This window comes from Pseudomonas sp. NBRC 111132 (assembly GCF_001320565.1).
Lineage (GTDB): Bacteria > Pseudomonadota > Gammaproteobacteria > Pseudomonadales > Pseudomonadaceae > Aquipseudomonas > Aquipseudomonas putida_P.
This window is the reverse complement of sequence record NZ_BCBI01000004.1, coordinates 126,707-152,790: the sequence shown is the minus strand read 5'-3', so window position 1 is coordinate 152,790 and position 26,084 is coordinate 126,707. Positions and strand designations below refer to the sequence as shown.

The window sequence follows — 26,084 nt, the reverse complement described above, 5'->3', positions numbered from 1 at the left end:
TGGCAACGTCAGGCAAAGGTAAACCTCTGGTAAAGGCCCTTTGCTAAAACGATGGCAGTGCTTATCGTTCACCCTCCCGAAGTCGTCATTCCGAACAAGGTTCGTTCAACCCATGCAAGCGTCCAATTCCCGTTCCCCTCGTCGCTGGCTCGTCGGCCTGCTGATCCTGCTGCTGGTGGCTGCACTGGCCTGGTGGCTTTGGCCTGCAGCAACGCCCGCGCACAAAGAAGCCAGCGGCGGCGGGCGCGGCGGCAAGGGCATGGGCATGATGGGTGGCCGGCCAGGCTTCGGCGGCTCCAGCGACCCGGTGCCGGTGCGCGTCGAACCGGTACGGGTGGGTGATTTTCCGCTGTACTACAAGGCCCTGGGCACCGTCACTGCGACCAACACAGTGAACGTCCGCAGCCGGGTGGCAGGCGAACTGGTGAAAATCCACTTCAAGGAAGGCCAGCAGGTCAAGGCCGGCGACTTGCTCGCCGAAATCGACCCGCGCTCGTACCGCATCGCCCTGCAGCAGGCCGAAGGCACCCTGGCGCAGAACCAGGCACAGTTGAAGAACGCCCAGGTCGACCTGGCCCGCTATAAAGGCCTGTACGCCGAAGACAGTATCGCCAAGCAAACCCTCGACACCGCCGAAGCACAAGTGGCGCAGTTTCAGGGGCTGGTCAAGACCAATCAGGCACAGGTCAACGATGCTCGCCTGAACCTCGACTTCACTCAAATTCGTTCGCCAATCAACGGCCGTGTAGGCCTGCGCCAACTCGACCTGGGCAACCTGGTGGCGGCCAACGACGCCACCGCACTGGTGGTGATCACCCAGACCGAGCCGATCAGCGTCGCCTTCACCCTGCCGGAAACCGAGCTGGGCACCGTGCTGGAGCGCTACCGCAGTGGCGCGAGCCTGCCGGTCGAGGCCTGGGACCGCAGTGACAGCAAGCTGCAGTCCACAGGTGTGCTGGGCAGCATCGACAACCAGATCGACACCACCACCGGCACCCTGAAGTTCAAGGGCCGCTTCGAGAACAAGGACCTGGCCCTGTTCCCCAACCAGTTCGTCAACGTGCGCCTGCTGGCCGACACACTCAAGCAGGTGGTCATGGCCCCGGCTGCGGCCATCCAGTTTGGCAACGACGGCACCTTTGCCTATGTGGTCAACGCCGAAAGCACCGTGAACGTGCGCAAGCTCAAGGTTGGCGCCAGCGACGGCGAGAACAGCGTCATTCTCGAAGGCCTCAAGGCGGGCGACCGCCTGGTGCTTGAAGGCACCGACCGCCTGCGCGAAGGCACCAAGGTGGAAGTGGTAGAAGACAGCTCGCAGGTGCCGACCACGCCCGGCCAGCACCTGCAAGGCCAGGAAGCCAAGGGCTCGGCGCACACAGGTGAAGCACAGCCCGGTAACGCAGCAGGCAAGGCGGGCGCATGAACCTCTCGCGTCTGTTCATCCTGCGGCCGGTCGCCACCACGCTGAGCATGCTGGCCATTGTCCTGGCCGGCCTGATCGCCTACAAGCTGCTGCCGGTGTCCGCATTGCCGCAGGTGGACTACCCGACCATCCGCGTGATGACCCTGTACCCTGGCGCCAGCCCGCAGGTCATGACCAGCGCCGTCACCGCGCCACTGGAGCGCCAGTTCGGCCAGATGCCGGGCCTGGAGCAGATGGCCTCGACCAGCTCCGGTGGCGCGTCGGTGCTGACCCTGCGCTTCAACCTCGACATGAACATGGACGTTGCCGAGCAACAGGTGCAGGCCGCGATCAACGCCGCCAGCAACCTGCTGCCCAGCGACTTGCCGGCACCGCCGGTGTACAACAAGGTCAACCCGGCCGACACCCCGGTGCTGACCTTGGCCATCTCCAGCAAGACCATGCCGCTGCCCAAGCTCAACGACCTGGTCGATACCCGCGTGGCGCAAAAGCTCGCGCAGATCAGCGGCGTGGGCATGGTCAGCATTGCCGGCGGCCAGCGCCAGGCGGTGCGGATCAAGGTCAACGTCGACGCTCTGGCGGCCAACGGCCTGAACCTGGACGACGTGCGTACCCTGATCGGCGCTTCCAACGTCAACCAGCCCAAAGGCAACTTCGACGGCCCGACACGGGTGTCGATGCTCGATGCCAACGACCAACTGCGTTCCCCCGAGGAATACGCCAACCTGATTCTGGCCTACAACAATGGCGCTCCGCTGCGCCTGAAAGACGTAGCCGAAATCGTCGACGGCGCCGAAAACGAACGCCTGGCCGCCTGGGCCAACGAAAACCACGCGGTGCTGCTGAACATCCAGCGTCAGCCGGGCGCCAACGTGATCGAAGTGGTCGACCGCATCAAGGACCTGCTGCCGTCGATCACCGACAACCTGCCGGCTGGCCTCGATGTCTCGGTGCTGACCGACCGCACCCAGACCATCCGCGCCGCGGTCAAGGACGTGCAACACGAACTGCTGATCGCCATCGTGCTGGTGGTGATGGTCACCTTCGTCTTCCTGCGCCGCTTCAGCGCCACCCTCATTCCATCGATTGCCGTGCCACTGTCGCTGATTGGCACCTTCGGGGTGATGTACCTGGCCGGTTTCTCGGTCAACAACCTGACGCTGATGGCCCTGACCATTGCCACAGGCTTCGTGGTCGATGATGCCATCGTCATGCTGGAGAACATCTCCCGGCACATCGAAGAGGGCGAGACCCCCATGCAGGCGGCGCTCAAGGGCGCCCGGCAGATCGGCTTCACCCTGATTTCGCTGACCTTCTCGCTGATCGCCGTACTGATCCCGCTGCTGTTCATGGCTGACGTGGTCGGCCGCTTGTTCCGCGAGTTCGCCATCACCCTGGCGGTGGCCATCCTGATTTCCCTGGTGGTGTCGCTGACCCTGACGCCGATGATGTGCGCGCGCCTGCTCAAGCGTGAGCCCAAGGAAGAGGAACAAAGCCGTTTCTACCGCGCCAGCGGTGCCTGGATCGACTGGCTGATCAAGCACTACGGCAGTGCCCTGCAGTGGGTGCTGAAGCACCAACCGCTGACCCTGCTGGTGGCAGTGGCCAGCCTGGCGCTGACGGTATTCTTGTACATGGTGGTGCCCAAAGGCTTCTTCCCGGTGCAGGACACCGGGGTGATCCAGGGTATCTCCGAAGCGCCGCAGTCCACCTCGTTCGCCGCCATGAGCGAGCGCCAGCAGGCGCTGAGCAAGGTGATCCTGCAAGACCCTGCGGTGCAAAGCCTGTCGTCCTACATCGGTGTCGACGGCGACAACGCCACGCTCAACAGCGGCCGCCTGCTGATCAACCTCAAGCCCCACGGCGAGCGCGATGTCACCGCCAGCCAAGTGATCAGCCGCCTGCAGCCGCAAGTCGACCGGCTGGTGGGCATCCGTCTGTTCATGCAGCCGGTACAGGACCTGAGCATCGAGGACCGGGTCAGCCGTACCCAGTACCAGTTCAGTCTGTCGTCGCCGGACGCCGACCTGCTGGCGCAGTGGAGCGGCAAGCTGGTGCAGGCGCTGCAGCAGCGCCCGGAACTGGCCGACGTGGCCAGCGATCTGCAGGACAAGGGCCTGCAGGTGTACCTGGTGATCGACCGTGACATGGCCAGCCGCCTGGGCATTACCGTGTCACAAATCACCAACGCCCTGTACGACGCCTTCGGCCAGCGGCAGATCTCCACCATCTACACCCAGGCCAGCCAGTACCGCGTGGTGCTGCAGTCGCAGGATGCCGCCGTGATTGGCCCGCAGGCGCTGGAGTCAATCCACGTCAAGGCCACCGATGGCGGCCAGGTGCGCCTGTCGGCGCTGGCGCGCATCGAGCAGCGTCAGGCGCAGCTGGCCATTTCCCACATCGGCCAGTTCCCGGCGGTGACCCTGTCGTTCAACCTGGGCCACGGTGCATCGCTGGGCGAGGCGGTGCAGGTGATCGAGCAGGTGCAGAAGGACATCGGCATGCCGCTGGGCGTGCAAACCCGCTTCCAGGGCGCGGCCGAGGCTTTCCAGGCATCGCTGTCGAGTACCTTGCTGCTGATTCTGGCAGCGGTGGTGACCATGTACATCGTGCTGGGCGTGCTGTACGAGAGCTACATCCACCCGGTGACCATCCTCTCGACCTTGCCATCGGCAGCGGTGGGGGCCTTGCTGGCCTTGCTCATCAGCGGCAACGACCTGGGCATGATTGCCATCATCGGTATCATCCTGCTGATCGGCATCGTCAAGAAGAACGCGATCATGATGATCGACTTCGCCCTGGAGGCCGAGCGCCACCAGGGCATGAGCCCGCGCGATGCCATCTACCAGGCGGCGCTGCTGCGCTTCCGGCCGATCCTGATGACCACCCTGGCCGCGCTGTTCGGTGCGGTGCCGCTGATGCTCGCCACCGGTTCCGGTGCCGAACTGCGCCAGCCGCTGGGCCTGGTGATGGTCGGTGGGCTGCTGGTCAGCCAGGTGCTGACGCTGTTCACCACCCCGGTCATCTACCTGTACTTCGACCGCCTGGCCCGCCGCTGGCGCCCGGCCACTGACGTGAAGCAGGCCGAGGCATGAACCTGTCTGGTCCGTTCATCCGTCGCCCGGTGGCGACCATGCTGTTGAGCCTGGCGATCATGCTGCTGGGTGGGGTCAGCTTTGGCTTGCTGCCGGTGGCGCCGCTGCCGCAAATGGACTTCCCGGTAATCGTGGTGTCGGCCAACCTGTCCGGCGCCAGCCCCGAGGTCATGGCCTCCACCGTGGCCACGCCGCTGGAGCGCAAGCTGGGGAGTATCGCTGGCGTCACCACGCTCACCAGCAGCTCCAACCAAGGCTCCACGCGTGTGGTGATCGGCTTCGAGATGGGCCGCGACATCGACGGCGCGGCACGTGAGGTGCAGGCAGCGATCAACGCCACCCGCAACCTGCTGCCCAGCGGCATGCGCAGCATGCCCACCTACAAGAAGATCAACCCGTCACAAGCGCCGATCATGGTGCTGTCGCTGACCTCGGATGTGCTGCAGAAGGGCCAGCTGTACGACCTGGCCGACACCATCCTGTCGCAGAGCCTGGCCCAGGTGTCGGGGGTAGGGGAGGTGCAGATCGGTGGCAGTTCGTTGCCGGCCGTGCGCATTGCCGTCGAGCCGCAATTGCTCAACCAGTACAACCTGTCGCTGGACGAGGTGCGCACGGCGGTGTCCAACGCCAACCAGCGCCGGCCCATGGGCTTTGTCGAGGACGCCGAACGCAACTGGCAGGTGCGCGCCAACGACCAGCTGGAAAGCGCCAAGGACTACGAGCCGGTGGTGATCCGACAGCAGAACGGCACCATCCTGCGGCTGTCCGACGTAGCGACCATCACCGACGGCGTCGAGAACCGCTACAACAGTGGCTTCTTCAATGACCAGGCAGCGGTGCTGCTGGTGGTCAACCGTCAGACCGGCGCCAACATCATCGAAACGGTCGACCAGATCAAGGCGCAGTTGCCGGCCTTGCAGTCGTTGCTGCCCGCCAGCGTGCAACTGAACGTGGCCATGGATCGCTCGCCGGTAATCAAGGCCACGCTGAAAGAGGCCGAGCACACCTTGCTGATCGCCGTGGTGCTGGTGATCCTGGTGGTCTACTTGTTCCTCGGCAGCCTGCGTGCCTCGCTGATCCCCAGCCTGGCGGTGCCGGTATCGCTGGTGGGCACGTTCGCGGTCATGTACCTGTGCGGCTTTTCGCTCAACAACCTGTCGCTGATGGCGCTGATCCTCGCCACCGGGCTGGTGGTGGACGACGCCATCGTGGTGCTGGAGAACATTTCCAGGCACATCGAGGACGGCCAGCCGCCGATGAAGGCGGCCTTCCTGGGCGCCAAGGAAGTGGGCTTCACCTTGCTGTCGATGAACGTGTCGCTGGTGGCGGTGTTTGTCTCCATCCTGTTCATGGGGGGCATTGTGCGCAACCTGTTCCAGGAGTTTTCCATTACCCTGGCGGCGGCGATCATCGTCTCGCTGGTGGTGTCGTTGACCCTCACACCGATGCTTTGCGCTCGTTGGCTCAAGCCGCACCAGGCCGAGCAGACCCGCCTGCAGCGGTGGAGCGACAAGCTGCATCAACGCATGGTCAATGCCTATGACCGCAGCCTGGGCTGGGCCATTCGCCACAAGCGCCTGACCCTGCTCAGCCTGCTGGCCACCATTGGCATCAACATCGCCCTGTACGTGGTGGTGCCCAAGACGCTGATGCCGCAGCAGGACACCGGCCAACTGATGGGCTTTATCCGCGGCGACGATGGTCTGTCGTTCAGCGTGATGCAGCCGAAGATGGAAATCTACCGTCGCGCCTTGCTTGCCGACCCGGCCGTGCAGAGCGTTGCCGGGTTCATCGGTGGCAACAGCGGCACCAACAACGCCATGGTGCTGGTGCGCCTGAAACCGATCAGCGAGCGCAAGATCGATGCGCAGAAGGTGATCGAGCGCCTGCGCAAGGAAATGCCCAAAGTGCCCGGAGGGCGTCTGTTCCTGATGGCCGACCAGGACTTGCAACTGGGGGGCGGGGGGCGTGACCAAACCTCGTCGCAGTACCTGTATACCCTGCAAAGCGGTGACCTGGCGGCATTGCGCCAGTGGTTCCCCAAGGTGGTCGCGGCGCTGCGTGCGCTACCGGAGCTGACCGCCATCGACGCCCGCGATGGTGCCGGTACCCAACAGGTGACGCTGGTGGTCGACCGTGACCAGGCCAAGCGCCTGGGCATCGACATGGACATGGTCACCACGGTACTGAACAACGCTTACAGCCAGCGGCAGATCTCCACTATCTACGACAGCCTCAACCAGTACCAGGTGGTGCTGGAGATCAACCCGAAATACGCCTGGGACCCAAGCACCCTCGAACAAGTACAGGTGATTACCGCCGACGGTGCTCGCGTGCCGTTGTCGACCATCGCCCGTTACGAAAACAGCCTGGCCAACGACCGGGTCAGCCACGAAGGCCAGTTCGCCTCGGAAGACATCGCCTTCGACGTCGCCGAGGGCTACAGCCCCGACCAGGCCATGGCGGCGCTGGAGCGCGCGGTGGCCAAGCTGGGCTTGCCCGAGGAGGTGATTGCCAAGCTCGGCGGCACTGCCGATGCCTTTGCCAAGACCCAACAGGGGCAGCCCTTCATGATCCTTGGCGCACTGCTGCTGGTGTACCTGGTGCTGGGCATTCTTTATGAGAGCTACATCCACCCGCTGACCATTCTCTCGACACTGCCTTCGGCCGGCGTCGGGGCCTTGCTGGCGTTGTACGTCACCGGCGGCGAGTTCAGCCTGATCTCGCTGCTGGGGCTGTTCCTGCTGATTGGCGTGGTGAAGAAGAACGCCATTCTGATGATCGACCTGGCTTTGCAACTGGAGCGCCACCAGGGCCTGTCGCCGGAAGAGTCGATCCGCCGGGCCTGCCTGCTGCGCCTGCGGCCGATCCTGATGACCACCCTGGCAGCCATCCTCGGCGCCTTGCCGTTGCTGTTGAGCCACGCCGAAGGCGCAGAAATGCGCCAGCCGCTGGGCCTGACCATCATCGGCGGCCTGGTGTTCAGCCAGATCCTCACCCTTTATACAACGCCGGTTGTCTACCTGTACCTGGACCGCCTGCGCCACCGTTTCAACCGTTGGCGCGGCGTGCGCACCGACGCCGCCCTGGAAACCCCGCTATGACTTTTGCCCAGACCCCACTTCACCGCGCCCTGCAAGCGCTGACCCGTGGGCGTGGCTCGCGCCTGCTCGGCGCCGGGCTGTGCGTGGCCTTGCTCAGTGCCTGCACACTGAGCCCGGACTACCACCGCCCCGAGCTGAACAGCTCGGCGGCGCAGTTCAAGCACGCCGAAGGCTGGACCCAGGCCTCGCCGTCCGATGCCATCGCCCGCGGCGCCTGGTGGGAAATCTACGGCGATGCCGGGCTCAATGCGCTGGTCGAGGAGCTTAACCGCAGCAACCAGACCGTGGCGCAATCAGAAGCCCAGTACCGTCAGGCCCAGGCGCTGGTGCGCAGCAGCCGTGCGGCGCTGTTCCCCAGCCTGGACCTGAGCGCCAGCAAAAACCGCTCGGCGCAGGGTACCGGCAGCTCCAGTTCGAGCCTTTCCAACAACAGCAGTGGCATTCGCAACACCTACAACGCGCAGTTGGGCGTGAGCTGGGAAATCGACCTGTGGGGCAAGCTGCGGGAAACCATGAATGCCAACGAGGCCAGTGCCGAAGCCAGCTTCGCCGACCTCGCTTCGATCCGCCTGAGCCAGCAATCGGAGCTGGTGCAGAATTACCTGCAATTGCGCGTTATAGACGAGCAGAAACGCTTGCTGGAAGCCACCGTGGCGGCCTACGAGCGCTCGCTGCGCATGAACGAGAACCAGTACCGTGCCGGTGTCGCTGGCCCTGATGCCGTGGCCCAGGCCCGCACCCAGCTCAAAAGCACCCAGGCCGACCTGATCGACCTGATCTGGCAGCGCGCGCAGTTCGAGAACGCCATTGCCGTGCTGCTGGGCAAGGCCCCCGCCGACTTTGCCCTGGCCGACAGCAAGGCGATTCCGGCACTGCCGCAAATACCGGTTTCACTGCCTTCGCAACTGTTGGAGCGGCGCCCGGATATCGCGGCGGCCGAACGTAATGTGATGGCGGCCAACGCCAACATTGGCGTGTCGCGGGCAGCGTACTTCCCGGACCTCAGCCTGAGCATGAGTGGCGGTTATTCCAGCAGCAGCTTCAGCAACTGGATCGAGCTGCCCAACCGCTATTGGTCGGTAGGCCCGCAGTTGGCGCTGACTCTGTTCGACGCTGGCAAACGCAGCGCCGAGGTCGACCGCACGGTGGCAGTGTATGACCAGACCGTTGCGCAGTATCGCCAGACGGTGCTGGACGGCTTCAAGGAAGTGGAAAACCTGCTGGTGCAGTTGAAGGTGTATGGCGATGAAGCCGTGGTGCGCCAGGAAGCGCTGGATGCCGCCCGCGAGTCGCTGCGCCTGACCGAGAACCAGTACCGCGCCGGGCTGATCGGCTACCTGGATGTGGTCAACGTGCAGACCACGGCGCTGAGCAACGAGCGCAGTGTGTTGAACCTGCTGCAAGGGCGCCTGGTGGCCAGCGTGCAACTGGTGGCCGCGCTGGGGGGCGGCTGGGATGCCGAGCAAGCCTTTGCCGAGCAGGACTGAAGCAATCGCACGCGTTTGTGGGCGCGGCCTTGTGTCGCGAAAGGGCCGCAAAGCGGCCCCAGATTATTCGCGTAACCATTAATATTGCTGGGGCTGCTTCGCAGCCCTTTCGCGACACAAGGCCGCTTCCACAAGGTACAGCGCATAGTTGTATCATCCAGGTATTGGATCCATTCCCATTCGCAAAAACCCCGTGCGTTTCGCTTAAGCTTGAGTACAATCGTCAGCTTTTGCCGGGCACCCTGTCCCGTCGCTGGAATTCCCCAATGTTGACCGGTAGCTACTCCTCTTCGCTGGTGTTGATTTCGCTGTGCGTGGCGATCCTGGCGTCCTATACCGCCCTCGATCTGACCGGCCGTATCGCCACGGCCAAGGGCCGAGCTGCCTACCTGTGGATGGGCGGCGGTGCGCTGGCCATGGGCATCGGCGTGTGGTCGATGCACTTCATTGGGATGCTAGCCTTCAGCTTGCCCATCGACCTGGGTTACGACCTTGCCCTGACCGCGTTCTCGCTGTTGATTGCCGTGCTGTCCTCGGGCTTTGCCTTGTGGTTGGTCAGCCAGCCGAGCCTGCCGGCGCTGCAACTGGGGCTTGGCGCGTTGATCATGGGCGCTGGCATCGCCTGCATGCATTACACCGGTATGGCCGCGCTGCGCATGCTGCCGGGTATCGATTACGACCCGACGTTGTTCGGCGCCTCGTTGCTGATTGCCGTGGGCGCCTCGGCGGCGGCGTTGTGGATCGCCTTCCGCCTGCGCAGGCACACCCCCTATGTGCGGCAGATTCGAGGCCTGGCGGCGGTGGTCATGGGCTTTGCCATCGTCGGCATGCATTACACCGGCATGGCGGCGGCGAATTTCCCCGAGGGCAGCTTCTGTGGTGCGCTGGGCGGCGGGCTGCAGGGTGAGGGCCTGGTCTACCTGGTACTGATCACCACCCTGGCGGTACTGGCTGTGGCTTTGTTGACCTCGGTGTTGGACGCACGCCTCGAAGCGCGTACGGCCGAGCTGGCCCGTTCGCTGACCTTGGCCAACCAAGAACTCACCCAACTGGCCCTGCACGACACCCTCACCGATCTGCCCAACCGTACCTTGCTGGCCGACCGTATCGAGCAGGCCATCGCCAAGGTAGCGGAGCAGGGCGGTTGTTTTGCCCTGATGTTCATCGACCTGGACGGCTTCAAACCGGTCAACGATGCCTTTGGCCATCACATCGGCGACCTGCTGCTCAAGGCCGTGGCGGCGCGCCTGCGTGGCCACCTGCACAGCCAGGACACCCTGGCGCGAATTGGCGGTGACGAGTTCGTGCTGTTGGTGGAACTGCAGGAGCCGAATGATGCCATGGACGTGGCGGTCAAGCAGGTCAACCTGGTGTCACGGCCATTTCGCGTGGCCGAGCACGACCTGCAACTGTCGGCCAGCCTGGGCATCGTCCTGTACCCAGGCAACGGCCAGGACCAGCATGAGTTGCTGCGCAATGCCGACGCGGCCATGTACCACGCCAAGAGCGCCGGCAAGAACGGCTACAGCTTCTTCGATGTGTCGATGAACAGCAACGCCCGCCAGCAACTGCAGTTGCTGCAGGACTTGCGCCAGGCACTGGAACAGCGCCAGTTCCGCCTGCATTACCAGCCCAAGTTCGACGCCCAAGCCTGCCAGCCGATCGGCGCCGAGGCGTTGTTGCGCTGGGAGCACCCGCAGCATGGCCTGCTGCTGCCCGACCGTTTCATCGGCCTGGCGGAAAAGACCGGCCTGATCATTCCTATTGGTGAGTGGGTGTTGATAGAGGCCTGCCGGCAGATGCGCCAGTGGCTGGACCAGGGCCACAACGGCTGGCGCATGGCGGTGAACCTGTCGGCCATCCAGTTCTGCCACGCCGGGCTGGTAGAGAGCGTGGCACGCGCCCTGGAGCAGAATGGCCTGCCCGCCAACTGCCTGACCCTGGAAATCACCGAAACCACCGCCATGCACGACGCCGACGCCAGCCTGACCGTGTTGCAGCGCCTGTCCGACATGGGTGTGGACCTGTCCATCGATGACTTTGGCACCGGCTATTCCAGCCTGATGTACCTCAAGCGCCTGCCAGCCAACGAGCTGAAGATCGACCGCGGCTTCGTGCGCGACCTGGAGCAGGACAGTGACGATGCCGCGATCGTTTCGGCCATTGTCGCACTGGGCCAGGCGTTGGGCCTGCGTATCGTTGCCGAGGGGGTGGAGACCGACATGCAGCAGGACTTCCTGACCCGCTTGGGTTGCGATTCGCTGCAGGGTTACCTGCTGGGCCAGCCGGTGCCGGCCGAGCAGTTCATGGGCAAGTTGCGGGCGATGGGCGAGGAAAGTAACGCTGCGGGCTAGACCGCAGCGCGCAAGGTAACCGCGGGTATGAAGGCATCCATCTCCGCCTCGACGGCCTCGATGATGCGTTCTACATCGGCGGCGGCCATGATCGCTGCACAAGGGATGCCGGCAATCGCCAGCAGGGTTTCACCGCTGGCGCGGTCAAACAACCGCGCGACCATGCTGCGTGGCGCATCCATGCTGGCCTCGAAGCCCAGCGGGTGGAAATGCCAGCGCATCACCTGGCAGGCGTTGGGGAACGTCATCTTGTTCATGCCAGCCTCCTTGTCCATGCCTGGACGTGGTGAGCGGGTGGCCACTTCGATGCAGCCGCCGGGAAGGTAAACATAGTACCTGTCACGGGCGATTCTCGGCTGCAAATACGACAAATGCGCTAATGCATGACAGCGATCACATCCTTGTCGTGGGTTAGGATTGTTCGGTGACTGCGTGGCAAACGTTTTCCTGGCAGTGTGGCGGCCGGTTTTCCCGTTGAGTTGCATTGATTTCGCCACCGTTCAGCATCCAGGTTTCAGACGAGCGGTTCAACCCAGCAGCCCGGCGGCGATATTGATGGTGAACCCCAAAATGGCCGTATTGAACACGAACCCCACCAATGAATGCGCCAGCACCACCCGGCGTAATCCTCGCCCTGCGACGCCCACGTCAGACGTTTGCACCGCGACGCTGATGGTGAACGAGAAGTAATGAAAGTCCCAGTAATCCGGGTTGCGTTCGCCATCAGCGAAGCGCAGAGGCGGTTCGTGGTTTTGCCCGGTGTAGAACAGCCGCGCGTAGTGCAGGCTGAAGATGCAGCCGATCAGCAGCCAGGAACCGGCTACGGTCAGGCCGGTGTAAAGGTAGTGCAGGGCCAGCGGTGTGCCTTGCAGGCCGCGGCTGGAAACCAGTTGCAGGGTGACCGCGGCAAGGCTGGCGATGGCGGCGATGCACACGGTCAGCAGGACTATGCCCGCGTTTTCGTCTTCGACACGGGCGACCTTGCGGACTTTATCGGGGCCTGCGTTCCAGCTCAGGTACAGCACCAGCAGCAGGTACAGCCATACGCCTAGGTTCCAGCCGGCGAGGATGTGCTGCACGGTATCGCCAGCTGGGATCAACCAGGCGCCAACAAGGCCAACTGCTGCGGCGAGGCTCAGGCGAGGGTGTGTGCGGGTCAGGCGGTGGAAAGCCATGGGGCCTCTTTTACAAGGGTATGGCTTGTACTCTAGACCAAGACACCAGCACAAAGCTGCAGCACAGGCTGAACCGCCTGTTCTTTGCTGCCGCCCATCGCACACCCTTGCAACTCTCAGTACACTGCACGCTCCAACACCAACATCTGTTGAACTCGAGGTTTTTGCATGACGCTCAGTCCTTTGGCAGGCAAGCCGGCTCCGGCCAGCGTGCTGGTCGATATTCCCCGACTGCTCACCGCCTACTACACCGGCCGCCCCGACGCCGCCGTGGCGGCCCAGCGCGTGGCCTTCGGCACCTCGGGGCACCGGGGCACTTCGCTTGAATTGAGTTTCAACGAATACCACGTCCTGGCCATCACCCAGGCCATCTGCCTGTACCGCCAGGAAAAGGGCATCGACGGCCCGCTGTTCATCGGCGCCGACACCCACGCCCTGTCGGCACCGGCCACCGCCAGCGCCCTGGAAGTGCTCGCAGCCAACGGCGTGCAGGTGATGCTATCGAAGGATGACGAGTACACGCCCACGCCGGCCGTGTCCCACGCCATCCTTTGCTACAACCGTGGCCGCCAGCAGGGGCTGGCCGACGGCATCGTCATCACCCCGTCGCACAACCCGCCGCAAAGCGGTGGCTTCAAATACAACCCGCCCAATGGCGGCCCGGCCGACAGTGATGTGACCAAGTGGGTCGAGGCCAAGGCCAACGAACTGCTGGCGGCGAACCTGGCGGGCGTCAAGCGCATGGACCATGGCCAGGCGCTGCAGGCCCCGACCACCCAGCGCCACGACTACGTGAGCAACTATGTGGCCGACCTGGAAAACGTCATCGACTTCGACGTCATCCGTAGAGCCAAGCTGCGCCTGGGCGTCGACCCGCTGGGCGGGGCAGGGGTGCGCTACTGGTCGGCCATTGCCGAGTACTACCAGCTGGACCTGGAAGTGGTGAACACCGAGGTCGACCCGACCTTCCGTTTCATGACCGTCGACTGGGACGGCCAGATCCGCATGGACCCTTCGTCGCCATACGCCATGCAGGGCCTGATCGGCCTTCGTGAGCGCTTCGACGTAGCGTTCGCCTGCGACCCGGACCACGACCGCCACGGCATCGTCACCGCCGATGGCCTGCTGCAACCGAACAACTACCTGGCCGTGGCCATCGACTACCTGTATCGCCACCGCCCGCAATGGCGCAGCGACGCCGCCGTGGGCAAGACCGTGGTCTCCAGCGGCCTGATCGACCGTGTAACCGAGCGCCTGGGTCGCGAGCTGTACGAAGTACCGGTGGGCTTCAAGTACTTCGCCCAGGGCCTGTTCGACGGTTCGCTCGGTTTTGGTGGTGAAGAAAGTGCAGGGGCTTCGTTCCTGCGCCGCGATGGCTCGGTGTGGGCCACCGACAAGGACGGGTTGATCCCGGCCTTGCTCGCCGCCGAAATGACCGCCCGCACCGGGCGCAACCCAAGCCAGGCCTACGCCGACCTGACCGAAGCACTGGGCAAGCCGTTCGCCACCCGTGTCGAGGCCAAGGCTGACGCCCGGCAGAAGGCGCTGCTGAGCAAGCTGGCGCCGGAGCAGGTGAAATCGACCGAGCTGGCCGGTGAGCCGATCGTGCAGATCCTCAGCCACGCGCCAGGCAATGGTCAGGCCATTGGCGGGCTGAAGGTGATGACCGCCAATGGCTGGTTCGCCGCGCGCCCGTCGGGTACCGAAGACATCTACAAGATCTACGCCGAAAGCTTCATCGACGAGGCGCACCTGCAGCGCCTGGTGCAGGAAGCACAAGTGCTGGTGGATGCGGCAATTGCCTGACCGGTAACAAACCGCTTGGTTCTGTGGTGTGATGTAAATTAGAATTAATCTTATTTACACCGCCGCAGGGCCTTCCCGATGATAGACGCCGCGCCGCCAACCGAGCCAAGCCTGCCTGCCCTGTACCGGGAGCACCGCGGCTGGCTTGAAACCTGGTTACGTCGGCGTCTGGGCAATGCCTGGGATGCTGCCGACCTCAGCCAAGATACCTTTCTGAGGGTATTGGCCAGTGCCCAGCCACTGGCAGACATTCGCGAACCGCGCGCTTATCTGCTGACCGTGGGCAAGCGCCTGCTGAGCAACTTCCACCAGCGGCGCAGCCTGGAGCAAGCCTACCTTGATGCCCTGGCCAACCTGCCCGAGCAGCATGTGCCTTCGCCAGAACAGCGTTGGGTGTTGCTGGAAACCCTGCAAGCACTGGATGAGTTGCTCGACGGCCTGAAGGCGCCGGTGCGCAAGGCCTTTCTCTGGAGCCAGCTGGAAGGCCTGGGTTACGCCGAAATTGGCCAGCGCCTGGGTATTTGCGAACGCTCCGTCAAGCGCTACATGGCGCAGGCCTATGAACATTGCCTGCTGGCCGACTTGCAATGAGCCACAATCCTCCCCAAACGCGCGAAGCGCTGCGTGCAGCGGCCCGTTGGCTGGCGCTGCTGGATTCCGGCGATGCCAGTGAGACTGACTTGCGCCACTTGGCGCAATGGCGCGCCAGCAACAGCCTGCACGAAGACGCCTGGCAAAAGGCAGCATTGCTGCGTGCGCGGTTTTCCGGGTTGCCCGGGGCGTTGGCGATGGCCACCCTGGACCGCCCGGATGCCGGCCGCAGGGCGCTGCTCAAACAGGCCCTGGGCGTGGCGGCGCTGCTGCCGACGGCCTGGCTGGTGAGCCGCGAGCTGCCACTTGATGCCTGGACCGCTGACCTGCGCACCTCGGTAGGCGAGCGCCGTCAGGTACTGCTGAGCGACGGAACTTTCGTGCAGTTGAACACCGACAGTGCGGTCAATATCGACCTGGATGCACGCCGTGTGGCACTGCTGCGCGGCGAAGTGGCAGTCAAAGTCCCCGGTAACCTTTTCCTGAGCCTGCAGGTGCCTTACGGCCAGGTGCTGCTCAGTGAAGGCGATGTGTGCTTGCGTCTGGTCGATGAGGCCTGTCGGGTGTCGGTGGTCAATGGGATGGCCAGTCTGCAGCCGTTGCGTGGCCCAGCAGTGATGTTGCGGGCCGGGCAACAGGCCAGTTTGCAGGCCGCGGGTGTCGGCCCTGTCAACGGGTTCGACGCTTGGCCACTGGGCTGGCGCGAAGGCGTGCTGCGGTTGGATGATCGCCCATTGGGCGAGTTGCTGCACGAGCTGCGCAGGTATCGCCCCGGCGTGTTGCGTTGGGCACCTGCGCTTGAGGGCCTGCGTGTTACCGGCACATTCCGCCTTGACGATACCGACCGGGTGCTGGCCTTGCTGGCCGCCAGCCTGCCGTTGCAGGTGCATACCCGCACGCGTTATTGGGTGAGCCTGGCCGCACAAGAAAATCGTGCATGAGGCTGTCCCCTTTTTTTCACTCGCCGGTCATTACCGGTATGAGAAAATAAAGGGGAGCCTTGTTCGATGCCTGCAGTAAAGTCTTGCCGCCCGCGCCCACTGGCGCGCGCAGCACATCCGTTGTTTGCGATGAGCCTGTTGTTGTGTGCACCGGCGTGGGCCGATGAGCCTGCCCGGCGTACCTACCAGGTAGCACCCGCCAGCCTGGGCACCGCGTTGACCCACTTCGCCGACCAGGCCGGTGTCAGCCTATCGCTGGACCCGGCACTGGTCCAGGGCCGGCACAGCAGCGGCCTGTCCGGTAACTACAGTGTCGAAGAGGGCTTCTTGCAGCTGCTGCGCGACAGCGGTTTGCAGTTGATGCCGGTGGGTGAGGGCGCCTTCACCCTGGTACCAACACAGTCCAGCGGCGCACTGGAAATCGCCCCGACCAGCATCGTCGGCGGCTTGGCTGCAGGTAGCGAAACGCAGCCATACGCCGGTGGCCAGGTGGCGCGCCAGGGCGCTCAAGGCCTGCTGGGTTCGCGTGATTTCATGGAAACCCCATTCAGCATCACCAGCTACACCAGCGAGCTGGTGAAGAACCAGCAGGCACGTACCTTGGGTGAGTTGATTGCCAGTGATCCCTCGGTGCGCGCGACCAACCCGGCGGGTGGGCGTTTCGAGCAGTTCACCATTCGCGGCTTCAGCCTGTTCAACAGTGATGTGGCGTACAACGGCCTATACGGTATCTTGCCGACCTACTCGATCGACATGGAAATGGCCGACCGGGTCGACATCATCAAAGGCCCCAGCCAGTTGATCAACGGCATTTCGCCCCGTGGCAGCGTGGGCGGCGGGATCAATGTGCAGCCCAAGCGGGCCGGCGACAAGCCGATCACCGCGTTCACCGGCAGCTATGCGTCGGCTGGGCAGGCAGGTGGCGCCGTGGACGTTGGTCGACGCTTTGGTGAAGGGCAGCAGTTCGGCGTGCGTTTCAATGGGGTGAAGCAGGCCGGTGACACCGAATGGGACCACCAGCGCGTCGATCGCGAAATGGCCGTGCTGGGCCTGGATTTTCGCGGCGAGCGGCTGCGGCTTTCAGCGGACCTCGGGCATACCGAGCGTGATACCGACGCGCCGCAGGAGCGTGTGCTGGTGGGTGCGAATGCCAAGGTGCCGGATGCCAATGACGTACGCCACAACTACGCTCAGGCCTGGAGCAAGGCGCGCACCAACGACACCTTCGGTGCGCTGAACGCCGAGTACGATATCAGCGAATCGCTGCTGGCCTATGGGGCAGTCGGCGCGCGCAAGAGTAACCATGACTTCCTGCGCCACAACGTGTCTATTACCAACGATGCCGGCGATTTCACCGTTCAGCCGCGCGATTTCACTCGCGACGAATCGGTGCGCACCGCCATGGCCGGCCTGCGCAGCTGGTTTCATACCGGGCCGGTCAGCCATGAGCTGAACCTGGCCGCCAGCTATTTCTACATGGACTTCACCAACGGCGGTGCGCGTTATGCCTCGGCGCCGAGCAACCTCTACAACCCGGTTGCTACCCCGACACCGGGTACGCCAACCCGCATCGACCCGCAGGTTTACACGGAGAACCGCTTCTCCGGCGTGGCCCTGGCCGACACGCTGGGCTTTTTCGCCGACCGTCTGCTGCTGACCCTGGGGGCGCGCTGGCAGCGGGTGCAGGTGGATGACTGGAGCGACGGCATCAAAGGCGACACGGCCTATGACGAAGAAAAGGTCTCACCGTCGGGTGGCGTGTTGCTCAAGGTGACCGACCAGCTGTCGTTGTACGCCAACTACATGGAGGGCCTGAGCCAAGGCAAGATCGCGCCATCGACCTCGATCAACGAGGACCAGATTTTCCCGCCGTTCACCAGCCGCCAGGTTGAGGTAGGAGCCAAGTACGATTTTGGCCAGGTGGCGTTCACAGCCAGCGCCTTCCGCATTCGCCAGCCGGCCTACGAAACCAACGCCACCTCGCGGGTGTTCGGCCCCAACGGCAAGCGCGACAACTGTGGGATCGAGCTGAGTGTGTTTGGTGAGCCTGTACAGGGGGTGCGCGTACTGGGTGGGGTGATGTACATCGACAGCGAGCTTACCGATACCGTGGGTGGCGCCTTCGATGGCAACCGCGCGCCAGCGACGCCCGAATACAACGTCAATCTCGGTGCCGAGTGGGATGTGCCGGGCGTGAACGGCCTAACCCTGACGGCGCGGGGCATTCATTCCAGTTCGCAGTACCTGGACCAGAACAACAGCAAGCAGATCGACGGCTGGGAGCGTTATGACCTGGGGGCGCGCTATGCCTTCAAGGTGGATGCTGCCGAGGTGACCTTGCGTGCCAGTGTCGAGAATGTGCTGGATGACCGTTACTGGAGCTCGGCGGGGGCTTCGGATGACAGTGAGCCCGGCTTGACCCTTTCCACACCGCGCACCTACTTGCTGTCGGCCACAGTAGGTTTTTAAGCCCTGTACGGTCCATGTGGGAGCGGCCTTGTGTTTTGAGGAGGGATTAGAATCTGGAGTGAGAGCGGTGAATGGCCAGCTGAATGCCACTCTGATCTCGAATCACAAGCGTGGGCCAGCCAAAGTCCTCAAGCTGGTGGCCCATCCGGAGTTGGCCTCGGTGAAAAGCACGGCATCACAGGTGTGAAACACACGGCCACCGGCTGGGCATCAATTATGTAGCCCGACCACAGGGCCCTGGGTCATTAGCCTCTGTACTCCCCGAAAATGGAGCAACGACGATGACCCAGCCCCCCTTGTCCCCGCATTTGTCCTTCATTCACACGCGCATGCCTTCCTGGTTCGCGCAGGCGTCCACGGCCGAGCGCCAGTTGCTCAAGCAGCGCGTCAGGCAGAGCCATGCCGCGATGCGCCGCCTGCGCGAGGCGCTGGCGCCGGTGCAAAGCATCGAGACCTTCTGCCGCCCGCTGCTGGAGCAAGCCCTGCAGCGCTGGTTCCCGGATCAGGTGCTGCCCAAGGTCGACCAAGCTCGGGTGTGGAGTGATGGCAACGGCCATAGCTGGCTCGAGGCAGCCTTGCAGAACTTCGATGCCGGCGCTCGCGTCACCCTGTACGACTCGGCCACCCGCCTTGAAAAGCGCTCGGGCGAACAAGCGGCCACCTTCGTCAGCGGCGTACGCAATCTCGACCTCGGTCAGCGCTATCGCTATCACCTGGGCGACCATATAGATACCGACGGTTTTCGCGACCTGGTGCGCCAGTACGCCCGGGCCACCTTCGCTGCCGAGCTGACCCAGGCTACGCTGCAAGGGCATCTGGATGCCGAGGGTGCACTGATGGGTGAAACGATATTCGCCGGTCTAGCCGAATCAGCACGCAGTCAGTTGCAATGCGGCTTCCTCAGCCTGTTCGGCATCCCCTTGCATGGCCCTATGCTGGTCCGCCTCGCACCGCGCGATGCTGTCGAGCGATGCCTGCTGTATCTGCCAGGTCATCCTGGTCAGCCACTGCGCCAGTACCCCTCAGCGCAGGCCGCGAGCACGGCGCTCACCCAGATGCTGTGGCAGCAAGAGGAGCGCGAGTACTTCACTCGCTTTGTCTGTCTTGCCGAGCAACCTCTTTTCAGCGCACGGCTGCGTCAGATCCTGTACCCGCGCTACCCATATGCCGAGCTGCATCCATCTGCTCCCGTGCTGGAGAAAGGCGAACGCTTCAGCTGGCTCAAACGCGTGTTTCCTGCCACTACCGACCTCTGGCAGGAAACCCTCGACAAGAACGCGAGGCTGGACATCACCTTCACGCCGTGGCCTAGGAATGGCTTCGTCGAGTACGCGCGCATCGAGGTCGAGCGACGCATGCAGGATGCCGCCATCCTGGCCGTTCCAGTCGCCCAACGTGATGCCGATGCCCAGTTGGCCCGCATCCAGAGCTGGCTGGGCGTCGGCCTGACCGTGCTCAACCTGGCGGGATTCTTCGTGCCCGGTCTGGGCGAGGTGATGCTGGTCATCGGCGGTGCGCAGGTGGTCGACGAATTCCTCGACGGCGTGCACGCCGCCAACGAAGGCGATGCCGATGCCGCGATCGGTCACCTGTTCGACGTGCTGGCAAGCCTTGCACAGTTCGCCGCCCTAGGCGCCGCGGGACGCTTCATCGAACCTCAGGGCATCTTGCACAGCTGGCAACCAGTAGGCACCGACGGTGAACAGCGACTGTGGTCCGGTGAGCTGACACCCTTTTCCCGCCCCCGGCCCTGGCCACTCGGCCAGGCCCGTGATGGCCGAGGCCTGTACCTGTGGGAGGGCAAGCCATGGTTCGAGCGCGACGGGCAGGCGCTGCCGCTCGAACAGGTCACAGACGGCACCGCTCGCCTGCCATCGGTCCGGGGACAGCGGCACCAGCCTACACTGCTCGGCAACGGCCAGGGCACATGGCTGTTCGAACACGATCGCCCCTTGGACTGGCAGGCCGACACCCTGCTCGAACACCTGGGCCCCGCTGCCCAAGGCCTGGATGCGCAAACCCTCGGCAAAGCGTTGCAATGCAGCGGCTACGATGCCGCAGCGCTGCGCCGAGTGTTGCTGGATCACAGACCAACCCCCGCGTTGCTGCTCGAAAGCCTCGAAGCTCTCGGCGCACATCCGATCGGCGTCCCGGCCAACGAACAGCCGTTGACCGCCATCCTGGCTCGCGACTTCCCATCGCTCACCCAGGCAAGCCGCTCGGAGATCCTCGCCCAGGCGTCGGCCAGCGACATCGCCCGGCTACAGCAATCGGGGCGCTTGCCCTTGCGGCTGGCCGAGACCGCACGGCTGTACCTGCGTGAAAGCCGCATCGGCAAGGCCCTTGCCCGCTTCCACCATGGCAACGGCGCCACCACCGACCGCGATGCCCTGGCATTCGCCGCGTTACGCCGTCTGCCTGGATGGCGCGGCAAGCTGCGCCTCGAACTGCGCGACTCGAACCTCAGGGGGCGGCTGCTCGCCAGCACAGGCGAGCAAGGGCTGCCCACCAAGACCCTGGTGCGCAACGCCGATGGATATACCCCCCATGACGCGTTCGGCAACGAGCTGGCGGGGCGCAGCGATGTATACCGCGCGATGCTGCAGGCGTTGCCCGACAGCGAACGTGACGCACTCGGGCTGCTGATCCATGAGCAGGGCAAGCTGCGCGACAACCTGTTCGAACTGGCCGCCCGTGACCGTCGGCAAGCCGCTCTGGACCTAGGCATGACACCGGTTCGACCGATGTACCGACTGCCCACCCGCCTACCCGGTGATCGTCGTATCGGCTATCGCCTCAGTGGCCGAGGACGCGCTTACTGGACTGAAGACGAGCTGTTCGATCAACTGTTCCCGGCCACACCGCAAGGCGACCGGGAGATGCTGCGCCAGCGCCTGCGCCACCAGGCCGGCCCGTCTGCCGGCGCGTTCGGTCGCATGCTGTCGCGACTGCTGGTGGACTACCGCCGACTCGACAGCGTACTGCAACGCTGGGTACACGCCCCCGAGGGCCTCCTGCCCGGTGCGCAGGAACAGCAACATGGATTGCGCGAAACCTTCGCGCAACGCATTCGCAGTGCGTGGCGCCGGGAAAGCGCAGAAGGGCCGCACGACAACATCGACGATATCAACCTGGTGCTGGAGGGGCATGGCCTGACCAGCGTACCCGCTTTGCCCATAGGCCTGCCTCACGTTCGCCTGCTCAACCTCAACGGTCTCAACACCCCAGACATGCCCGGCCTGAACGCGTTTCTCGAAGCCTTTCCCGGCCTGCGCCTGCTTGACCCGGCGGAAAACAGCCTCAGCCGCCTGCCCCAGGCATTGGCCGAGATGCACGAACTGCAGGCACTGGATATCTCGGAAAACAACATTGACCTGGACGGGGAGGAAAGCCTCGCGCTGCTCGAACGTATGCCCCACTTGCAACGCCTCAACCTCACCGATGGCATTCACACCCTCTCGGTGACTACGCTCGAGCGCCTCAGCGCCCTGCCGTCGCTGGCCTGGTTCCAGGCCGACCTCAACGACCTGATCATGACCGCCGAACACTTTCAGGCCCTGCAACGCTGGCCGGCCTTGATCGGGTTGAGCCTGGCTCAGAACGCGATCGTGCTGGATGAGGCCGCACGTACCGCACTGGCCGGGCTCAACCGTCTGGAGATGCTGTCGCTGTACGAAAACCCGCTGGCCCTGGCCCCCGACTTGAGCGGCTGGACACGCCTGCAGCGACTGGACCTGGAACTGACCAACATCAGCCAATGGCCGGCGGGGCTTGAGGCCCTCATGAACCAGGAGCCTCTGGTGCTGCGCCAGCTGGACCTGAGCGCCAACGAGCTCGCCGTTACCCCCGACCTGAGCCAGACAGCCTTTGCCCGCGCGGTACGCGATCACCTCGAAGGCATTGCCTATTCCTTCAACGGCAATCCTTTCGACGAAGCGGCCCTGGCCAATCTCGAACAGGCCGGCTTCACCACCCTCCCAGCCCTTGCACAGGCCAACCCTTGGGCCGCCGACTGGCCTGAGTCGTTGCGTTTGCACATTGCCGAAACGGCTGACGATCCACAGTGGCAGCCGCTCTACAACCTACTCGAACGGCTGCCCGATACACAGGACTTCCTGGACGCCCCAGCCCAGATGCGCCAGCGCATGCAACACGTGGTCGAAATGCTGTCCAGCACGCAAGAAGGCGAAGCCGATACCGGCTGGGGCCGGGCGCAGGTGCAGCAGCAGATCAACGACCTGCTCGAGGACGCCACACAGGAGTGCGTGGACCAGGCCATCGTGCTGTTCCAGCAAGTCGAGACGCAAGTGACGGTGTGGCAGACGGTCGCCCATGCCGCGGCTGCCGAAGCCGACGAACAGGTTGCCGTGGACAGTGCCCGCGCGCTGCTGCGCCAGCGCCTGCTCGACGAACGCGTCGGCGCCCTCTATCAGGCTCGCCTGGCCAGACGCAGGGCCTTGCGGGCCGATGACCATCACCCGAGGGACAACCCCGCTCCAGCCCTGCACCCCGACGATGGCATCAGCGATCAGGAACTGGTCAGCGATCACCCCGACGAACTGGAGATGGCCCTGCATGCGCGTATCCAGCTACGACAGAGGCTGAACCTGCCGCCGCAACCGCAGGCCATGCGTTTCCCGCAACTGGCGCACCTCGATGAGCCGACCCTGCAACGCCTGGGTGATGCCGTGATCGAGGGCACGAGTGCCTCCGCCCTCGAACACTGGGCAGTGGACCAACCCTTCTGGCGAGCCTGGCTGCGCCGTTTACGGCCACTGGCCTTCGAAAGGCTGGCCGAACGCTGGATGGGCGCCTCCGAATATTTCGACACGCTCACTGACCCGTCGGCCGAAGCGGGTGCCTATACCGGCCCCGCAGTGCCAGCGCTCTACATCGACGCACTGCAGCGTGAGGTGGGCGATGTGGATGGGCTTGCCTGGCGCATGAACGGCGTGCTGCAACGCGTCAACCTGGCCAGCGGTCGCTATCCCAACGAGAACACCCTCTACCAGAGAGCCGCGGACCTGCTGCTGCGTTGTCGCAAGGAAGATGAAGCCGAACTGCTGCGCGAGCTGACCGAAACCATGGTCCAGGCCCACCGCGAATGAGTCGGCAGGCGGCCAGCCATTGCGCCGGGTGACGATAGCCCGTAACCCTGCGCCAGGTCGCCGCCCAGCGGCATCAGCACCCGCACATGCTCCACGCTCTCTGCCCTGCTGGGTGCCGGCGAAACCCGCCTGTCGGCGGAGCAGATCTACCCTCGGCTGTTCGATGCCATTCTCGAACAGCGCCTGCGACCGGGCAGCGCCTTGCCCGAGCAGGCGCGCCAGGTGCTCAGCGCCCGGCGCCTGGCCGAGACCACGCTGATCGGCCTGGTCACCCAGCGCGCGCCCGGCACAGATCCTCCAGCTGGTCGAACGCGAACGCCAGCACCATGAGCAGGGCGAACGCTGCACGGCGATCCGCCTGGGTGGCGAATTCCACATGAGGCTGGCGCACCTGGCCGCCAACGTACCCCTGGCGCGTTTTCTCAACGGGCTTGTGCCGATGACGTCGCTGATCATCGTCCGATATGAGTCGCCCAGCTGCGAGCATTGCGCCTGGCAGGAGCACGCGGCGATCATCGATGCGGTGGAGAGCGGTGACAGCGGCGCTACGCGCCCCGTCGCCAGCAAGGCCAGCCTCCACAAGAGGTCGCACCCATCTGCATCAGCTTGATGCCACCGCTCTCCCAAGCCTCTGCGCCTGGCCCTGCAACACCTGCATCAAATGCACCGCTGCATGAGACGGCGGCTCGAACCGTGAATAGACAAAGCTGATATCGAAGTGAATTTCATCGGCCAATGGCACCACCGCCAGCCCGCTGTCCTGCGCAACGAACTCGTCGATCACGCTGATGCCCATGCCTTGTTTGACCAGCGCCACAGCCTCGTTGGCATTGGTAAACGACAACAGTGATTTCAGCTGCACTGCGCTGCGCTCGATGTGCTCGGCGAGCAGCTTGCCAAACGGCATGTCGGGCCGGAACAGCAGCAAGGCATGGCCTTCCAACTGTTGCAAGCTCAGCGTGGGTTGCCCAGCCAGCGGGTGGTCGGGCGGCATCACCACCACCATGCGCCCACGCATGAACGCCTGCGAATGCAGGTGGTCGTGCACCACGGGCAGGGCGGCAATCGACAGGTCGACCTTTTTCGACAGTATCTGGTTGGGCATTTCGCCCATCAGCGAGGTTTGCCACTCGATGTTCAGCGACGGTGACTCGCGCTTTAGCTGGGCCAGGGCGATGGGGATGACCACCGTCGACAACGACGCGCTGCACGAAATGCGCAGCTTGCGCTGGCCACCGGCGCCCAGTGCCAGGGCGCATTCATTGACCTCCAACGCGGCCTGGTACACCCGCTCGACTTCACGAAACAGCACCTGCGCTTCGGCCGTGGGCACCAGGCGGTTGTTGATGCGCTCGAACAGCGGATAGGCCAGGCGCCCTTCGATGTACTGGATCAGCTTGCTCACGGCCGGCTGCGACACGTAAAGCAGCTTGGCCGCCGCGCTGATCGAGCCGGTCAGCATCACCGCCCGGAACACTTCCATGTGCCGCAGTTTGAATACCATCGGGTTTGCGTCTGCGCCTTCGTTGCCAAGCAGCATGTGTATTACCTTCGGTTATGGTCTTCGCCATCTGGGTATGAGCGTCAAACTCGGCCGCGCAGTATCGTAAACCCCAGCCTGATCGCCCTTGCGGCGAACAATAACAAGATCTGCAGGCAAGCGCAGTGGCGCTTGACGGGAGTGCTGCGTGACCATTTTTGACGAAGCGAAGATCGATTGCCATAACCATTTGTTTGACCCCGCGCGTTTTCCTTACCACCCCGACGCACCCTATGCACCTTCCGGGCAGGAGGTCGCCACCCAGGCGCAGTTCAGTCGGGTGATGGATGCCTATGGGGTGCAACATGCCTTGCTGGTTGGCCCCAACAGCGGCTACCACACCGACAACCGCTGCCTGCTGCATGCCTTGGCCACCGGGCAGGGGCGCTTCAAGGGCGTGGCAGTGGTCGAAGCGGATATCAGCCTCGATGCGCTGGCGGCCTTGCAGTCGCAAGGTGTAGTGGGTATCGCCTTCAACCCCGCGCTGTACGGGGTAACCAGCTTGAAGGACGCTGACGGGCTGTTCGGCAAACTCGCCGAGCTTGGCCTGTTTGCGCAGGTGCAGGTATGTGAGGACCAGTTGCTTGACCTGCATGGCCTGCTGCAAGGCGCCCATGCACGCCTGCTGATCGACCATTGCGGCCGACCGGATGTTGCGGCGGGTGTGCAGCAAGCCGGCTTCCAGGCGCTGCTGCGGTTGGCCGACAGTGGCCGCGCCTGCGTGAAGTTGTCCGGTATGCAGAAGTTCGCCGCAGCCGATGCCTTGCTGGAGCAAAGCGGTGCCTACGTCCAGGCCCTGCTCGAAGCCTTTGGCGCCGAAGCCTGTGTGTGGGGTTCGGATTGGCCGTTCATTCGCCAGCGTTCGCGGGTGGACTACGGGCCGCTGCTGAAACTGGCCGAGCGCCTGATGCCGGATGCCCGGCAGCGCCGTGCGGTGATGTGGGACACCCCGCGTCGATTGTTCGGGTTTGCCTAACGCCCCGTTGATTGC

Annotated in this window: 14 protein-coding genes and 1 pseudogene; 12 read left to right on the top strand and 3 right to left on the bottom strand. The window is 64.1% G+C overall.

The genetic code is table 11. The annotated features are described in order from the left end of the window. Positions 1-112 precede the first annotated feature (112 nt). The 5 genes from APH35_RS03495 (at position 113) to APH35_RS03475 (ending at position 11,463) form a co-directional block, all read left to right on the top strand. Positions 113-1,423: an MdtA/MuxA family multidrug efflux RND transporter periplasmic adaptor subunit gene (locus APH35_RS03495; protein WP_060514215.1), complete on the top strand. Its 1,311-nt coding sequence runs from the start codon at positions 113-115 to the stop codon at positions 1,421-1,423. Next, positions 1,420-4,518: an MdtB/MuxB family multidrug efflux RND transporter permease subunit gene (locus APH35_RS03490; protein WP_060514214.1), complete on the top strand. Its 3,099-nt coding sequence runs from the start codon at positions 1,420-1,422 to the stop codon at positions 4,516-4,518. Before APH35_RS03495 ends, APH35_RS03490 begins: the two co-directional genes overlap by 4 nt. Then, positions 4,515-7,622 (top strand): efflux RND transporter permease subunit, encoded by a 3,108-nt coding sequence (locus APH35_RS03485; RefSeq protein ID WP_012271978.1) that lies wholly within the window; start codon positions 4,515-4,517, stop codon positions 7,620-7,622. The genes APH35_RS03490 and APH35_RS03485 overlap by 4 nt, the downstream gene beginning before the upstream one ends. Then, positions 7,619-9,109 (top strand): efflux transporter outer membrane subunit, encoded by a 1,491-nt coding sequence (locus APH35_RS03480; protein ID WP_012271979.1) that lies wholly within the window; start codon positions 7,619-7,621, stop codon positions 9,107-9,109. Before APH35_RS03485 ends, APH35_RS03480 begins: the two co-directional genes overlap by 4 nt. Positions 9,110-9,375: 266 nt before the next feature. Continuing rightward, entirely contained in the window at positions 9,376-11,463 is a 2,088-nt protein-coding gene (locus APH35_RS03475; RefSeq protein ID WP_012271980.1) for a putative bifunctional diguanylate cyclase/phosphodiesterase, read from the top strand. On the opposite strand, the gene APH35_RS03470 is transcribed toward APH35_RS03475, so the two are convergent. Both APH35_RS03470 and APH35_RS03465 read right to left on the bottom strand, forming a co-directional pair. Continuing rightward, on the bottom strand, positions 11,460-11,720 hold the full coding sequence (locus APH35_RS03470; RefSeq protein ID WP_012271981.1) for a DUF1652 domain-containing protein: 261 nt from the start codon (positions 11,718-11,720) through the stop codon (positions 11,460-11,462). The genes APH35_RS03475 and APH35_RS03470 overlap by 4 nt on opposite strands. A 270-nt stretch (positions 11,721-11,990) precedes the next feature. Next, complete coding sequence (locus tag APH35_RS03465; protein WP_012271982.1) at positions 11,991-12,638, bottom strand: DUF1345 domain-containing protein; 648 nt, start codon at positions 12,636-12,638, stop codon at positions 11,991-11,993. A 168-nt stretch (positions 12,639-12,806) separates the two neighbouring features. Here APH35_RS03465 and pgm point away from each other — a divergent pair, with 168 nt between their 5' ends. The 6 genes and pseudogenes from pgm (at position 12,807) to APH35_RS03435 (ending at position 24,163) form a co-directional block, all read left to right on the top strand. Then, positions 12,807-14,444 carry a phosphoglucomutase (alpha-D-glucose-1,6-bisphosphate-dependent) gene (gene pgm, locus APH35_RS03460; protein WP_060494242.1) on the top strand — a complete coding sequence of 546 codons (1,638 nt, stop codon included), beginning with the start codon at positions 12,807-12,809 and terminating at the stop codon, positions 14,442-14,444. 78 nt (positions 14,445-14,522) lie between these two features. Next, entirely contained in the window at positions 14,523-15,035 is a 513-nt protein-coding gene (locus APH35_RS03455) for a sigma-70 family RNA polymerase sigma factor (protein ID WP_012271984.1), read from the top strand. Next, positions 15,032-15,976: a FecR domain-containing protein gene (locus tag APH35_RS03450; RefSeq protein ID WP_060494243.1), complete on the top strand. Its 945-nt coding sequence runs from the start codon at positions 15,032-15,034 to the stop codon at positions 15,974-15,976. Before APH35_RS03455 ends, APH35_RS03450 begins: the two co-directional genes overlap by 4 nt. 66 nt (positions 15,977-16,042) lie before the next feature. After that, entirely contained in the window at positions 16,043-18,445 is a 2,403-nt protein-coding gene (locus tag APH35_RS03445; protein ID WP_060514213.1) for a TonB-dependent receptor, read from the top strand. Between the two features lie 281 nt (positions 18,446-18,726). Then, entirely contained in the window at positions 18,727-23,553 is a 4,827-nt protein-coding gene (locus APH35_RS03440) for a dermonecrotic toxin domain-containing protein (RefSeq protein ID WP_060514212.1), read from the top strand. A gap of 72 nt (positions 23,554-23,625) precedes the next feature. Next, positions 23,626-24,163: pseudogene (locus APH35_RS03435) on the top strand (FCD domain-containing protein). On the opposite strand, the gene APH35_RS03430 reads toward APH35_RS03435, so the two are convergent. Then, positions 24,155-25,093: a LysR family transcriptional regulator gene (locus tag APH35_RS03430; protein WP_060514211.1), complete on the bottom strand. Its 939-nt coding sequence runs from the start codon at positions 25,091-25,093 to the stop codon at positions 24,155-24,157. The pseudogene APH35_RS03435 and the gene APH35_RS03430 overlap by 9 nt on opposite strands. Positions 25,094-25,241: 148 nt before the next feature. Between APH35_RS03430 and APH35_RS03425 the strand changes: the two genes are divergently transcribed. Next, positions 25,242-26,069, top strand: a complete 828-nt coding sequence (locus tag APH35_RS03425; protein WP_012271989.1) for an amidohydrolase family protein — start codon at positions 25,242-25,244, stop codon at positions 26,067-26,069. The last annotated feature ends 15 nt before the right edge of the window (positions 26,070-26,084 follow it).

Bases quoted from the DNA above. Each gene is read 5' to 3' on its own strand.
- APH35_RS03480 (WP_012271979.1), top strand. From the start codon at position 7,619: ATGACTTTTGCCCAGACCCCACTTCACCGCGCCCTGCAAGCGCTGACC.
- APH35_RS03475 (WP_012271980.1), top strand. From the start codon at position 9,376: ATGTTGACCGGTAGCTACTCCTCTTCGCTGGTGTTGATTTCGCTGTGC.
- APH35_RS03495 (WP_060514215.1), top strand. From the start codon at position 113: ATGCAAGCGTCCAATTCCCGTTCCCCTCGTCGCTGGCTCGTCGGCCTG.
- APH35_RS03430 (WP_060514211.1), bottom strand. From the start codon at position 25,093: ATGCTGCTTGGCAACGAAGGCGCAGACGCAAACCCGATGGTATTCAAA.
- APH35_RS03470 (WP_012271981.1), bottom strand. From the start codon at position 11,720: ATGAACAAGATGACGTTCCCCAACGCCTGCCAGGTGATGCGCTGGCAT.
- APH35_RS03440 (WP_060514212.1), top strand. From the start codon at position 18,727: ATGACCCAGCCCCCCTTGTCCCCGCATTTGTCCTTCATTCACACGCGC.
- APH35_RS03450 (WP_060494243.1), top strand. From the start codon at position 15,032: ATGAGCCACAATCCTCCCCAAACGCGCGAAGCGCTGCGTGCAGCGGCC.
- APH35_RS03490 (WP_060514214.1), top strand. From the start codon at position 1,420: ATGAACCTCTCGCGTCTGTTCATCCTGCGGCCGGTCGCCACCACGCTG.
- APH35_RS03465 (WP_012271982.1), bottom strand. From the start codon at position 12,638: ATGGCTTTCCACCGCCTGACCCGCACACACCCTCGCCTGAGCCTCGCC.
- APH35_RS03485 (WP_012271978.1), top strand. From the start codon at position 4,515: ATGAACCTGTCTGGTCCGTTCATCCGTCGCCCGGTGGCGACCATGCTG.
- APH35_RS03455 (WP_012271984.1), top strand. From the start codon at position 14,523: ATGATAGACGCCGCGCCGCCAACCGAGCCAAGCCTGCCTGCCCTGTAC.
- pgm (WP_060494242.1), top strand. From the start codon at position 12,807: ATGACGCTCAGTCCTTTGGCAGGCAAGCCGGCTCCGGCCAGCGTGCTG.
- APH35_RS03445 (WP_060514213.1), top strand. From the start codon at position 16,043: ATGCCTGCAGTAAAGTCTTGCCGCCCGCGCCCACTGGCGCGCGCAGCA.